We start from the raw sequence: 12,172 nt of genomic DNA, 5'->3' as shown, positions 1-12,172 counted from the left end.
CGGTCAGGTCAGTTGGATAGCGCCGCCGCTCGAAGGCCTTCTGGCGCTCGCGATGCTCTTTGGTCCACATCCGGCTCATGTGGACTCGAGACTATCCCAATCCGACCCCGTGCGACATTCTCAAACAGGCTCTAAGCTGCCTCCCGAACGTGGCTCGGAGGCATGCATGGAGATCTTCCTGCTGAACGTGATGGGCTCGGCGGCGGTCGCCTCCGGGGTGCTCGTCGGCATCATCACGACGCGGCTGTCACGGGAAATCGCGCATGGGTGCGGCAGTCGCCTGGAGCATCCTGAATCGAACCAGAGCGCAAGCGATTGAGCAGCACGTCACGGCCATGCGCCAAGGCAGCGCTGGCGAAACGTCACATCGGCTGAGGATCCACCTTTAGCGGATCTGTTCCTTGCCCCAGTTCTTGTGCGCGACCTCGTCGGACACTTTCTGCTCGGTTCGAGTCAATCTGCGGCGTCGGCTGCTGGCGACGGCCATGAAGATGCCGATCAGCAACGGTCCGCCGACGATTACCAGGGCCCAGACCCAACCATCGGCTATATCCCACATCATCCTGCTCCTTGCGAAGGGCCACCCGAGGCGGCCTCGACTGTTCTTGCAGGGCTAACCGGGATGCAAACCCGTTGTTCCGCGCGACAGCCCCGCATAGGCAAACCCGCGTTCCGGCCTTAGACAGGCAGGATGCCGACCAATGTCCACGTTATCCATTGGAACCCATGCTGATTGCCATCTCGGATCCTGACGATCCCCGAATCGAAGCGTACCGGGCCTTGCGGGAGCGGGACCTCCTGGGGCGCCAGCACCGCTTCATCGCAGAGGGTGAGGTGGTGCTGCGAGTCCTGCTGAGGCAGCAGCCGCGCTTCGAGGCCGAATCGCTTCTGTTAGGAGAAGGGCGTGTCGAGAGCCTTGACGATGCACTGCACCTGCTGCCGCCCGAGGTGCCTGTCTACGTTGCCAACCGGCAGGTGATGGACGCGATTGTCGGCTTCCCGATTCACCGGGGCATTCTCGCAGTAGCCAAACGCCCGGCGCTGCCCCCGGTCGACGTCCTCCTGGACAGCCTGCCGGAAACAGCCCTCGTGGTCGGGATGGCCGGACTTGCCAACCACGACAATGTGGGCGGAATCTTCCGGAATGCGGCCGCGTTCGGGGCGAATGCGGTCCTGCTCGACCGGGAAACCTGCGATCCGCTCTACCGCAAGGCGATCCGCGTTTCGGTCGGCGGTGCCTTGGTGGTGCCCTTCACGCGCGCTCCATCGGCCGACGCTTTGGTGCAGGCACTGGAAGAGGCTTCATTCGAGGTGATCGCCCTCTCCCCGTCCGGTGCGGAAACGCTCTCGAGGGTCCAGCCCTCCCGGCGCACGGCCCTGCTCCTGGGGGCGGAAGGACCTGGCCTGCCGCCGGGGTTGCTGGCGCGGACCCGCACCGTGTCCATCCCGATGAGCGGCGGCTTCGATTCCCTCAACGTCGCCACCACCAGCGGCATCGCCCTGCACCATCTTACTCAAGGCCAGTGAGGACCAAGGCCCTATCCTGCTCTCTGACTTGTGAAAGGATGCTCCCTTGCCTCTAAGCGGGGCCGTTCTAGGGTTCCAGTCTCACGTCTGGAGACGCTCATGACCATCACACGCCGCACCATCCTTGCCAGCACCGCCCTTGCCGCCACTCCGATTGTCGGGCCTGCGCTGGCTCAGACCGCTCCTTCCGCAACGGCTCCCGCTCAAGGGGCCGGTTCGCGTCAGGCACCGGGCTTCTATCGCTACAAGGTTGGCGACATCGAGGTAACAGCGATCAACGACGGTTTCGCGCAGCGGCCTCTTGAGGGCTTCGTCCGCAATGCGGAACTGCCCCAGGTCCAGCAGGCCATGCAGGAAGCTTTCCTCCCCACCAATGCCCTGCCCATCGCCTTCAATACGCTCGTCCTCAACAATGGCGGGCGCCTGACCGTGATCGACACGGGCAACGGCGACATGGGCGCCCCGACCTCCGGCCGCTGGATGACGAATTTCCGCGCCGCCGGCTTCGACCCGGCCCAGGTGAACACGGTCGTGATCAGTCACTTCCACGGCGACCACATCAACGGCCTGCGCCTGAAGGACGGCACCGCCGTCTTCCAGAATGCCGAGGTGATGGTTCCAGCCGCCGAGTGGGCCTTCTGGATGGACGATGCGCGCATGAACCAGGCGCCGGAGGGCATGAAGGGTGCGTTCCAAGGCGTTCGTCGCGTCTTCGGCCCCATTGCCAATGACGTGAAGCGCTATGAGATGGACAAGGAGGTCGTGCCGGGCCTCACCGCCGTGGCGGCTCCAGGCCATACGCCAGGACATACGGTGTACATGCTCTCGTCCGGCAACGGGAAGCTGATGATCATGTCGGACACCACGAACCATCCGGCCCTGTTCGTGCGCAATCCCGACTGGTCGGCCGTGTTCGACATGGATGCGGACCAGGCCCGGGCGACCCGTCGTCGCCTGCTCGATATGGCCGCCTCCGAGCGGGCTCAGGTGGCCTTCTATCACGCTCCGTTCCCGGGAACGGGCCATGTCGCCAAGGAGGGCAATGGCTTCCGCTTCGTGCCCGTCCAGTGGAGCCCGGCCGTTTAGGGCGGGTCCGCGGCCGTCTCCCCGCATAGCCACTCCAGAGTGGCCGAATCCCCGCCGGTCGGCTCGATGAAGAGAACGACCGGCGTTTCATAAGGGTGCCGCTCCTTCAGCGCCCGATGCACCTGATCCTGAAGGCCTTTGCGGGTCTTCAGGATGGCAACGGCCTCTTGGCTCCGCTCGATGGAGCCCTTCCAGGCGTAAACGGACCGCATTCCCGGCAGCACGTTGATGCAGGCGATCAGCCGGTCACGGACCAGCCCCTCCCCGATAGACAACGCAATGTCCACATCGGGAAAGGTCGTATAGACGAGTAGCGGGCGATCCATGCTATGCCTTTCCTCCGCATCCTAGCGCATCGTGCGGAAAAGTGGATCCGGTTTTCCGCGCTCAACGATGCGCCAGCTAAGGAGTTGAGCATCGGAATTGCCCCCGAAAGTGACTTTTGGGGCCGATGCTCTAGCGGACGCAGCGAGGGTAATTGGGCATGGCCCGCCGTTTCAACAACATCGCATTCGTGGCCAGTGCCGCGCCCGACGCGCAGAGCGCGCTCAAGGTCCTGCAGGATCGCTACGCGAACGTTGAGCCCGAGCAGGCCGACGTGATCGTGGCTCTCGGTGGCGACGGCCTCATGCTGCAGAGCCTCCACCGCTTCATGGGAACGGCCAAGCCCATCTATGGCATGAACAAGGGCACCGTTGGCTTCCTGATGAACGATTTCCGGGAAGAAGACCTGTTCGAGCGGCTCGAAGCGGCCGGACGCAGCGTGGTTCACCCGCTGCTGATGGTGGCCTGGGACGTGATGGGCGTGTCGCACACGGCGCGGGCCATCAACGAGGTTTCGATGCTGCGCCAGACCTATCAGGCGGGCAAGCTGCGGGTGAGCGTCGACAACCGGGTCCGTATCCCCGAACTCAGTGCAGACGGCATCCTGGTGGCGACTCCTGCGGGATCAACCGCCTACAACCTTTCCGTCGGTGGGCCGATCCTGCCGCTGACAGCTCCGCTGCTCGCCCTCACGCCGATTTCGGCCTTCCGCCCGCGCCGCTGGCGCGGTGCCCTACTTCCTGACTATGCCAAGATCCAGATTGAGGTTCTGGAAGCCGGAAACCGGCCCGTGAGCGCGGTCGCCGACCACACCGAATTCCGCAATGTCTCCAGGGTGGATGTTTCCATGGATCGCAGCGTGGATCTCGTGATGCTGCACGATCCCGGACACAGCCTCGATGAGCGCATTCTGCGGGAGCAGTTCGGCTATTGACGATGGGAGGCGGCACGGGCTTCAACGTGCTAACCAAGAATCAGAGGTCAGCATTATGAACGATGACAGCAGGCACCCGAGAGGCGGCCTCTATTTCGAGGACTTCACCGTTGGCAACACCATCAATCACCGTCTGACCCGGACGGTGACGCAGATGGACAACATGCTGTTCTCCAACATGACCCTGAACCCGCAGCCGCTCCATATCGATGCGCATTTCTGCGCCACGGAGACGGAATGGGGCAAGCCGCTGATGAACTCCCTGTTCACGCTCGGCCTGCTCATCGGCATCTCGGTCAACGACACGACGGTCGGCACCACCATCGCCAATCTTGGCATGACGGATGTCAAGTTCCCGGCGCCCGTATTCGAGGGCGACACGATCAACGCGACGACGGAGATCGTGGCCAAGCGCGAGTCGAAGTCGCGTTCCGACGCCGGCATCGTTGAGTTCATCCACCGGGCCTACAAGCAGGACGGAACCCTCGTGGCCGAATGCCGCCGTCAGGCCTTCATGCGCAAGAGGAACGCCTGATGCGCTCCCTGCTCTTCGTGCCGGGCGACAGCGCCAGGAAGCTTGAGAAGGGCCTGACCTCCGGAGCCGATGTTCTACTCATCGATCTCGAGGACTCGGTTGCTCTCTCCGCCAAGGAAGAGGCGCGGCGCGTCACAGCGGAGTTTCTGAACCAGCAGCGCACGAAGGCCGAGCGCCCGCGTCTCCTCGTGCGCGTCAACGGATTGACCACAGGCCTCATCGATGCCGACCTCGACGACGTGATGCAGGCAGGCCCCGACGGGATCGTGCTGCCGAAGACGGTCGGCGGCGCCGACGTGGCGCATCTCGGCGCGAAACTTGCCGTACGCGAGGCGGAGTTCGGCCTTGCAGATGGCGCCACCCGCATTCTCGCTATCGCAACGGAGAACGCCGCCGGCGTCTTTGCGCTCGGCACCTTCGCGGGCGCGAGCCATCGCCTCATGGGCATGACCTGGGGCGGCGAGGATCTGTCGGCCGATCTCGGCGCAGAGACGAATCGCGGTGCCGATGGAATGTACACGGATCCTTACCGTCTCGCCCGCTCTCTCACCCTGCTGGGTGCGGCGGCTGCCGGTGTGGATGCGGTGGATTCCGTCTTCACGAACTTCCGCGACATGGCGGGCTTGGAAGCCGAATGCCGTGAGGCTCGTCGGGATGGCTTCGTGGCCAAGATGGCAATCCATCCGGCTCAGGTGCCGATCATCAATGAGGCCTTCACACCCACGCCGGACGCGATCCAATGGGCCCAAGCGGTGATTGAGGCTTTCAGAGCCAATCCGGGAGCAGGAGTGGTTGGTGTCGACGGCGAGATGCTGGATCGACCGCATCTGCTGCGAGCCGAACGTCTCCTGAGGCGCGCTGGCACACACCGATCGGGCCTCTCTGGAAACCCAGACAGGCCGCACAGACGCCACGACAACTAGAAGTATATCAAAGCATCGAAACAACCTAAAATTATAATACGAGCAATCTCTACTTCACACGTTCCAGTATTTGAGAAGCAAACTGCCCTCTAAAGGCCCAAAACGACATCAATCCCCCTCAAACAGATAGTCGACAACCGCATCATTCCCTTTCGATATACTGGGATCCTCGCTCCTGAGCTGCATGAATGACGGCTAGCGAGCAGGATGTTCTTGGCATCGTCAAAGGCGCCACGCAGACAGGCCGAAGGGGTTCCGGATGTCCGATGCTATTGTTGCAGCGTTCAACGATGCGGCCACTTGGGATGCGGTCTTAGCCGCAATCAAGAGCAATGCCTCGGCGCTTCTCGACGAAACCCGCATCGAGAACCTCGGTTACCTGGTAAACGACGCAGACCGCGGGCAAGCGCTCGGTCTTGGCGTCAGCGAATTCAAGATCCTGTTCGGGAACTTTACGTCCTTCCCGCAGATCCAGGCTCTCGTGGAGCGACAGCTCGATGTGGAATATGCGAAGTTTGAGTTCGTGTTCGCCTTTGAAAATGCGAACACTGTGGATGACATGCGGGTGGGCCTCGGGCGGGTGCAGTTGCTCCTCAATGATCGTGAAAGCGTCATCCGGGAATGGTCTTCAAGCGATGATCCGGCTGTCAAAGCACGAGCGGCCGAACTAGCCGCCGAGCCTTACACAATCGTTCTGAGGAAGATCGCTGCTCGTCTCAACGATGCACCCTACCTCGACGCCTTGGCGGCGGAAATGATGTCGGCCCATCAGCACAATGGGCCCTTCGACACCCTCGACGAGCTCATTGGGGCTCTCGATGACGCCACCGATGTACTCGGATCCGCGAGCATCATCGCGTCCTTCAACGAGGCAGAAGGTTGGGAGGCGATGCTGGCGATGGTCAAGGCTCACTCACTGACGTTGCTCGATCCCGATCACCTTGCCAAGCTCCATCAGCTAGCCGGTGACGATGCCTATGAGCAGGATATCGGGCTCGCCGTTGTTGAATTCAGAACGTTGTTCGGAGGCTTCACTTCAACTGCGCAAATCACGGCAGCCATAGAGAGGCAGATCGAGATCGTGCATGGGCGGTTTGCCGCTCTTTCCGCGATCAACGGCTCGCAAGATGCGGGCTTCATGGCGGAGTTGTTGAGCCTCCATGTCTCACGTCTCCATCAGCACCGGCAGGACCTAATCGCCGAATGGCGCGACAGCGGGGATCCGGATGCACTCGCCCGCGCAGCAGAACTGGAGGAAGAGACTTATACCGCCGTCCTGAGCGAGATCAGCTCGCACCTGGACGATGAGGCTTATCTGGCAGAATTGGCTGCCCGGATCCAGTTCGCCCGTCAGGGCGGCTCTTTCCTAGACATCGACGCTCTGATCGCCGCGCTCGACTTGGCGGACAGGGCCATTGCTGCCACCCACGAGGCTGTGATTTCGGGAACTCGCTTCGGCTCGATGAATGAGGACGACGAGCAAAGCATCGGCGGGTTCTTGACAGTCGAGGATGGCGACTGGGGCGAGAGCAGGTTCAAGGCTGTCGCACAAAGCGAGCTTCAAAAGCAGTACGGCACATTTTTGTTCAACAGCGACACCGGTGAGTGGGGCTTCACGCTCAACAGCGCCGCACAATCACTCAAACAGGATCAGCAGGTTCAACAGACGCTGATCATCGAATCCCTGGACGGGACTGCAGCAGCGATTCTGACGATTACCGTCACAGGACAAAATGATGCCCCTGAGGCTGCGGGATCAGGCAACAGTGCGTCGGTCGCGGAAGACACCAGTATCATGGGACATGTGCCTCTTGGCCTGGATATCGATGGCGATGGCCTGACTTACACGCTGGTGCAGCCCGTCCTGGGTTTGGTGTTCAATGACGATGGATCCTTTACCTATCAGCCTGCGGCCGACTTCAATGGAACAGTCGCATTCCGGTATCAGGCGGTCGATACAGAGGGTGCCAGGAGCCAACCGAAAACGTTCACGATCACCGTCAACCCAGTCAGTGACAGGCCGCATGACATCGCTCTGTCAAATACCCGTATCGAGGAGAACGCCGCAGCCGGCACAATCGTGGGCGTGCTGACGGGGTCCGACGTAGATGGAGACGCCCTCGCCTTTTCCCTGACAGGCGATGCTGGCGGTCGCTTTGCCATCAGCAATGGCCGCCTCGTGGTCAAGGACGGCGTCCGGCTCGACTATGAGCAGGCAACCTCGCATATGCTGACGGTCCGGGTGACGGACGGGTCCAATGCCGCCTATGAGGAGATTTTCGTCGTCCACGTGAACGATGAGCCGAGCGCGAGGATCGTGGGCTCTTCCTCCTCGGATCTGCTCAAGGGCGGCTCAGGCCGTGACGTTCTTTGGGGCAAGCTCGGCAACGATCGGCTGACCGGCGGGGCCGGCAAGGACGTCTTCGTATTAGACACCAAGGCGAACAAGAGCAAGAACAAGGATCAGATCGTCGACTTTAATGTGAAGGATGACAGCCTCTGGCTCGACAACAAGATCTTCACCACGATCGGCAAGCTCGGGTCTGAAACGAAGCCCGTGCAGCTGAAGAAGGACTTTCTCGTGATCGGCTCAAAGGCCAAGGACAAGAACGGCTACGTCATCTACGACAACAAGAAGGGCAAGCTCTTCTACGACGCCGATGGCTCCGGAAAGGGTAAGCAGGTGGAGGTCGCCACGCTCTCCAAGAACCTGAAAATGACCGAGAAGGACTTCTTCATCGTCTGATCCAGGAGATGATCGAAGCCTGAACGACGACAAGGCCCGCGATGGCAGACCACCGCGGGGCTTTCGCATTCTTAGGATTGGCGTTCCGCCGCCGAGAGCCGACGCTCCGGGCGTGTCAGCCGCCGGGCCGCGTGATCGAGAATTTTGTTTCCGGTGTGGCCACGAAGTAGTCGCGGTAGCCGGAGCGGGCGATGGGGCGCATGGCGGCCGTATCGACGAGGCCGTCCACGATGTAGCGGTCGTCGATATGGACCCCGACCACCTGGCCGATCACGAGGTAGTAGGACGGATCGCCGCCGCCGAGCGGATTGAGCGGCACGGTCTGGAGCCACCGGCATTCGAGCGCCGCCAGAGCCTCGGCCACCCGAGGTGGCTTTACCAATCTGGAGGGCGCGGCCTCAAGGCCTGCATGCTTCATCTCGTTCTCCCCTCGCGGCAAAGGCGCTGAGGTGAGGTTCATCTTGTCCCGCAGGTCATAGGTCGCCAGGCTGCAGACGAACTCGCCCGTCTCCTCGATGAAGCTGAGCGCATCCTTCTTGCCGGCCGAGGAGAAGGCCACCATGGGCGGCCGCTCGGAGACGGCATTGAAGAACGAATAGGGCGAGAGGTTCACCTCGCCCCTCGCGCTCATGGCGGTTATCCAGCCGATGGGCCGGGGCGTGACGATGGCCTTGAACGGATCGTGCGGCAGGCCATGGGCATTGGTCGAGGTTTCGTAGAACATGGTGGAGCATTTCCCGGCGAATTGGACACCGGTTCGCCGCAGGAAATGCGACGAACGAAAGAATTTCAGTACCGGGTCACGATGTCGCTGAGGCTGGGCCGGTCCCGGTCGCCCGGCGTTTCCTTGGCCGTACCGATATGGATGAAGCCGGCAACCCGCTCCTCGGGCTTCAGCCCCAACGCGTCGAGCACCCGCCGGTCGAAGGCGGCCCAGCCGGTGAGCCAGGACGCGCCGTAGCCGAGGGCTGTGGCAGCATTGAGCAGGTTCATGCAGACGGCGCCCGCCGAGAGAACCTGCTCCCAGTCGGGGATCTTCACGTGCGGCACGACGCGGGACACCACCGCGACCACCAGGGGAGCCTGGACAAAGCGCTCCCGCTCGGTGGCGATCTTGTCCTCCCCGGCTTCCGGGTTGTCCGCCTGGAAGGCCGCCGCCAGCACCTCGCCGAGGCGCTGACGGGCCTCTCCCTGGATCAGGATGAATCGCCACGGAACCAGCTTGCCGTGGTCGGGCACCCGGGAGGCGACCTTCAGGAGGGTCTCGACGTCCTGCTCGCTCGGCCCCGGTTCGCCCAGCCAGCGCGACGGGACGGAGCGGCGTTGCAGAAGGCGGGAAAGGCTATCGTTCATGGGCTCTTCATCCGGCGTGGATAATGTGGAACAATGAAGGTGGATGCTCACGAAGGCTGCGAGCAGGACGGGGCTTGAGCCGCCATCGTCTCGCCGTCTTGATGCGCTTGAGGGAGCGCGGGCGTCCCAATGGCGGGCCACTGCCACAGAAGAAACAGCAGCGGATGTATAGGGGGAGTGCGGTCAGACGCCAAGCAGGTTTCAACCCTGGCGGACCCGGCAGCCTGCATGAGCAGGCTTGAGGGGTGCGGCGGAGGATGAGGTGAGCCGGCGGGACGCCGCTTGAAAGCAATGCAGACATCCATTTTCGGACCCAGTGGTTCCGCTCCCCCCGTCACTTGGTCGAGGCGCGAGACGCTCCTCGCCTTCGGCCTCATTCTGGCCGCCTGGGCGCTGGCCGTCTCGGTCTGGCCCCTGACCGGAACGGTCGTTCCATGGGATTCCAAGAACCAGTTCTACCCGACCCTGCGCTACTTGGGCACCACCCTGGCCCATGGGGAACTGCCCCTCTGGAACCCCTATCATTTCGGCGGCCACCCCTCGGCGGCGGATCCCCAATCCCTTCTCTTCACCCCCACCATGCTGCTGTTCGGATGGCTCGTGCCGGAGCCCTCCATGGAGCTCTTCGACGTGGTGGTGTTCGCCCATTTCCTCCCTGGGGCGCTTGCCTTCGTGCCGATCTTCCGCCGGCGCGGCTGGCACTCGGCCGGCGCCGTGGTGGCCGCGCTGATCTTCATGCTTGGAGGCTCTGCCACCGCGCGGCTCCAGCATACGGGCATGATCTTCAGCTATAGCTTCTTCCCCCTGGCCTTATGGCTCCTGGAGGAGGCGCTCGACCGCCGCTCCTATCGCTATGGCGTTCTGTTCGCATTGAGCGCGGTCCTGATGGTCATCGGGCGGGATCAGGTTGCCTTCCTCTGCGTCTTAACGCTCATCGCTGTTGCCGTTCATCGGATCTGGATCGCTCCCCATTCCTTGGCCTATCTCCGGTCCCGCCTGGGGCTCCTGGTTGCCATGGGCGCCATCGGCGCCGCGCTTCTGGCCGTGCCGATTGTCCTGACGATGCAGTTCCTCGCCACCTCGACGCGCCCGTCCTTCGGCTTCGGCGTGGCCGCCATGGGGTCCCTGCCCCCGGAGAGCTTGGCGACGGTGCTCTTCGGCAATGTCTTCGGCTCCCTGCGCTGGACCTACGATTATTGGGGGCCCGACTGGCATAGCCTTGCGGAGGGAACCTGGACCGACCGAGCCACGAACTACCTGTTCATCGGCACGATCCCGGCCCTCCTGCTGATCTGGCACGGCATTGCCGGCGGGCGCCTGTTCGCCCGCGAGTTCCGGTTCTTCCTCGTGCTGGGTGTTGCCGCACTGCTCTATGCCCTTGGGCGCTACACCCCCGGCTTCGAGTTCATCTTCGATCACATGCCGGGCGTGAACCTCTACCGCAGACCGGCGGACGCCACTTTCCTCATCAACATCGCCCTGGCCTTTGCAGGCGGCTACCTCGTCCATCGCTACGCGGCAGAGGGGCTCCCGCGCTGGAACCGCGCCTCCCTCGGCCGCTTCTGGGCCTTCCAGCCCCTGCTCGCCCTGGGCCTCGTCACCGCGGCCATTGCCAGCGCGTTGTCCTTTGCGATCAAGGGCGGGCATGTCTCCCCGGCCCTCATCGAAATCGGCCTGAGCCTGGCCGCAGCGGCTGCAGCCGTTCTGGTCATCGCAAAGGTGAGCGGCGCTCCGCGCTGGCGGGGGGCCATGGCGCTCGTGCTGGTCACATTGACAGGTGCGGAGCTGATCGGCCGCCACGCGGCCTCGGCCCTCAACGCGGAGCCGGCCGAGCGCTACACGGTCTTCACCAAGCTGCCGCCCGAGCAGCTTCAGGGCCTCCAGATCCTCAAGCGCGAACTCGCCGAGAGGAACGCCCGCGGCGAGTATCCACGTGTCGAGATTCTTGGCCTGAAGGGAGCCTGGCAGAACGCCTCCATGGTGCTCGGGATCGAGGACATCATCGGCTACAACCCCCTGCGTCTCGCCGATTACGAGCGCGCCATCGGCCCGGGGGAGAATGCGGAGGACCCGAACCTGCGCCAGTTCCCCACGAGCTTCCGCGGCTATGAGTGCGAACTCGCGAGCCTGCTCGGGCTCGACTACATCGTTCTCGACCGGCCTGCCGACAAGCTGCCGCGCCACTTCCCGCGCCTCACCGACGCCGAGGTCGTCTATGGCACCGGCCGGATGTGGATCTACCGCCTGAACGCCTCGGGGCCCCGCGCCTATATGGCCCATCACGTGAGCCCGGTGGATTCGGAAGCCCTGCTCGGCGAGGAGGAACTGCCGGAATTCAACCGCGAGACGGAAGCCCTCATCGACCATGAGAGCCTGCCCCTCCTCAAGGCCCGCTACTCCCCGGCCGGATCGAAGCCTGAACAGGCCAAGGGCGAGGCCCGCATCGTCAGCTATCAGCGGAACTCGGTCACGATTGAGGTCGAAAGCAGCGCGAACGGAGTGCTGGTGCTGCACGACATCCACTATCCGGGCTGGGAGGCCTGGGTGGACGGCGAGCGCCGCCCGATCCTGCGAACCAATCTCCTGTTCCGTGGGGTCGAGGTCGGTCCGGGACGGCACCGTGTCGAGTTCCACTTCCGCCCCATGTCCCTGGAAAATCTGGTTGCAGCCGCCTCCGATATCGTGAAGAGCGAGGATGAGCCGATTCAAACGGCCATTGTCACTCCGCTTCGGTAACGGGCGCT

12 protein-coding genes are annotated in these 12,172 nt (G+C 63.1%); 8 read left to right on the top strand and 4 right to left on the bottom strand.

The window, feature by feature from the left end:
• Positions 1 to 166 precede the first annotated feature (166 nt).
• Positions 167 to 319, top strand: a complete 153-nt coding sequence (locus JQC81_RS07390; protein WP_203271162.1) for a hypothetical protein — start codon at positions 167 to 169, stop codon at positions 317 to 319.
• 66 nt (positions 320 to 385) lie between these two features.
• Here JQC81_RS07390 and JQC81_RS07385 read toward each other — a convergent pair whose 3' ends face one another.
• Positions 386 to 559, bottom strand: a complete 174-nt coding sequence (locus JQC81_RS07385) for a hypothetical protein (RefSeq protein WP_203271161.1) — start codon at positions 557 to 559, stop codon at positions 386 to 388.
• Between the two features lie 167 nt (positions 560 to 726).
• On the opposite strand from JQC81_RS07385, the gene JQC81_RS07380 reads away from it, so the two are divergent.
• Together JQC81_RS07380 and JQC81_RS07375 are read left to right on the top strand one after the other, a co-directional pair.
• Positions 727 to 1,527 (top strand): TrmH family RNA methyltransferase, encoded by an 801-nt coding sequence (locus tag JQC81_RS07380; RefSeq protein WP_203271160.1) that lies wholly within the window; start codon positions 727 to 729, stop codon positions 1,525 to 1,527.
• Between the two features lie 99 nt (positions 1,528 to 1,626).
• Entirely contained in the window at positions 1,627 to 2,613 is a 987-nt protein-coding gene (locus JQC81_RS07375) for an MBL fold metallo-hydrolase (RefSeq protein ID WP_203271159.1), read from the top strand.
• Here the strand turns inward: JQC81_RS07375 and cutA are convergent.
• Entirely contained in the window at positions 2,610 to 2,939 is a 330-nt protein-coding gene (gene cutA, locus JQC81_RS07370; RefSeq protein ID WP_203271158.1) for a divalent-cation tolerance protein CutA, read from the bottom strand. The genes JQC81_RS07375 and cutA overlap by 4 nt on opposite strands.
• Positions 2,940 to 3,097: 158 nt before the next feature.
• On the opposite strand from cutA, the gene JQC81_RS07365 reads away from it, so the two are divergent.
• From JQC81_RS07365 to JQC81_RS07350, 4 genes are all read left to right on the top strand, one after another.
• Positions 3,098 to 3,871 carry an NAD kinase gene (locus JQC81_RS07365; protein WP_203271157.1) on the top strand — a complete coding sequence of 258 codons (774 nt, stop codon included), beginning with the start codon at positions 3,098 to 3,100 and terminating at the stop codon, positions 3,869 to 3,871.
• A gap of 55 nt (positions 3,872 to 3,926) precedes the next feature.
• Positions 3,927 to 4,406, top strand: a complete 480-nt coding sequence (locus JQC81_RS07360; protein ID WP_203271156.1) for a MaoC family dehydratase — start codon at positions 3,927 to 3,929, stop codon at positions 4,404 to 4,406.
• Complete coding sequence (locus tag JQC81_RS07355; protein ID WP_203271155.1) at positions 4,406 to 5,329, top strand: HpcH/HpaI aldolase/citrate lyase family protein; 924 nt, start codon at positions 4,406 to 4,408, stop codon at positions 5,327 to 5,329. The genes JQC81_RS07360 and JQC81_RS07355 overlap by 1 nt, the downstream gene beginning before the upstream one ends.
• A 259-nt stretch (positions 5,330 to 5,588) precedes the next feature.
• Positions 5,589 to 8,075, top strand: a complete 2,487-nt coding sequence (locus JQC81_RS07350; RefSeq protein WP_203271154.1) for a cadherin-like domain-containing protein — start codon at positions 5,589 to 5,591, stop codon at positions 8,073 to 8,075.
• A 115-nt stretch (positions 8,076 to 8,190) separates the two neighbouring features.
• Here the strand turns inward: JQC81_RS07350 and JQC81_RS07345 are convergent, their stop codons facing one another.
• Both JQC81_RS07345 and JQC81_RS07340 read right to left on the bottom strand, forming a co-directional pair.
• Positions 8,191 to 8,799, bottom strand: coding sequence for a flavin reductase family protein (locus JQC81_RS07345; protein WP_203271153.1), 609 nt, complete (start codon positions 8,797 to 8,799; stop codon positions 8,191 to 8,193).
• Positions 8,800 to 8,864: 65 nt separating this feature from the next.
• Positions 8,865 to 9,428, bottom strand: a complete 564-nt coding sequence (locus JQC81_RS07340; protein WP_203271152.1) for a nitroreductase family protein — start codon at positions 9,426 to 9,428, stop codon at positions 8,865 to 8,867.
• Positions 9,429 to 9,719: 291 nt separating this feature from the next.
• Here JQC81_RS07340 and JQC81_RS07335 point away from each other — a divergent pair, with 291 nt between their 5' ends.
• Positions 9,720 to 12,164: a glycosyltransferase family protein gene (locus tag JQC81_RS07335; RefSeq protein WP_203271151.1), complete on the top strand. Its 2,445-nt coding sequence runs from the start codon at positions 9,720 to 9,722 to the stop codon at positions 12,162 to 12,164.
• Positions 12,165 to 12,172 lie beyond the last annotated feature (8 nt).

The sequence above is a fragment of the Microvirga arabica genome (assembly GCF_016811235.1).
Taxonomy (GTDB): domain Bacteria; phylum Pseudomonadota; class Alphaproteobacteria; order Rhizobiales; family Beijerinckiaceae; genus Microvirga; species Microvirga arabica.
The sequence above is the reverse complement of the archived record's forward strand: the minus strand, read 5'-3'. Positions and strand labels throughout refer to the sequence as shown.

Excerpts from the sequence above, each read along its gene's own strand:
- JQC81_RS07345 (WP_203271153.1), bottom strand. The coding sequence starts at position 8,799 with ATGTTCTACGAAACCTCGACCAATGCCCATGGCCTGCCGCACGATCCG.
- cutA (WP_203271158.1), bottom strand. The coding sequence starts at position 2,939 with ATGGATCGCCCGCTACTCGTCTATACGACCTTTCCCGATGTGGACATT.
- JQC81_RS07360 (WP_203271156.1), top strand. The coding sequence starts at position 3,927 with ATGAACGATGACAGCAGGCACCCGAGAGGCGGCCTCTATTTCGAGGAC.
- JQC81_RS07385 (WP_203271161.1), bottom strand. The coding sequence starts at position 559 with ATGTGGGATATAGCCGATGGTTGGGTCTGGGCCCTGGTAATCGTCGGC.
- JQC81_RS07335 (WP_203271151.1), top strand. The coding sequence starts at position 9,720 with ATGCAGACATCCATTTTCGGACCCAGTGGTTCCGCTCCCCCCGTCACT.
- JQC81_RS07380 (WP_203271160.1), top strand. The coding sequence starts at position 727 with ATGCTGATTGCCATCTCGGATCCTGACGATCCCCGAATCGAAGCGTAC.
- JQC81_RS07340 (WP_203271152.1), bottom strand. The coding sequence starts at position 9,428 with ATGAACGATAGCCTTTCCCGCCTTCTGCAACGCCGCTCCGTCCCGTCG.
- JQC81_RS07375 (WP_203271159.1), top strand. The coding sequence starts at position 1,627 with ATGACCATCACACGCCGCACCATCCTTGCCAGCACCGCCCTTGCCGCC.
- JQC81_RS07355 (WP_203271155.1), top strand. The coding sequence starts at position 4,406 with ATGCGCTCCCTGCTCTTCGTGCCGGGCGACAGCGCCAGGAAGCTTGAG.
- JQC81_RS07350 (WP_203271154.1), top strand. The coding sequence starts at position 5,589 with ATGTCCGATGCTATTGTTGCAGCGTTCAACGATGCGGCCACTTGGGAT.
- JQC81_RS07390 (WP_203271162.1), top strand. The coding sequence starts at position 167 with ATGGAGATCTTCCTGCTGAACGTGATGGGCTCGGCGGCGGTCGCCTCC.
- JQC81_RS07365 (WP_203271157.1), top strand. The coding sequence starts at position 3,098 with ATGGCCCGCCGTTTCAACAACATCGCATTCGTGGCCAGTGCCGCGCCC.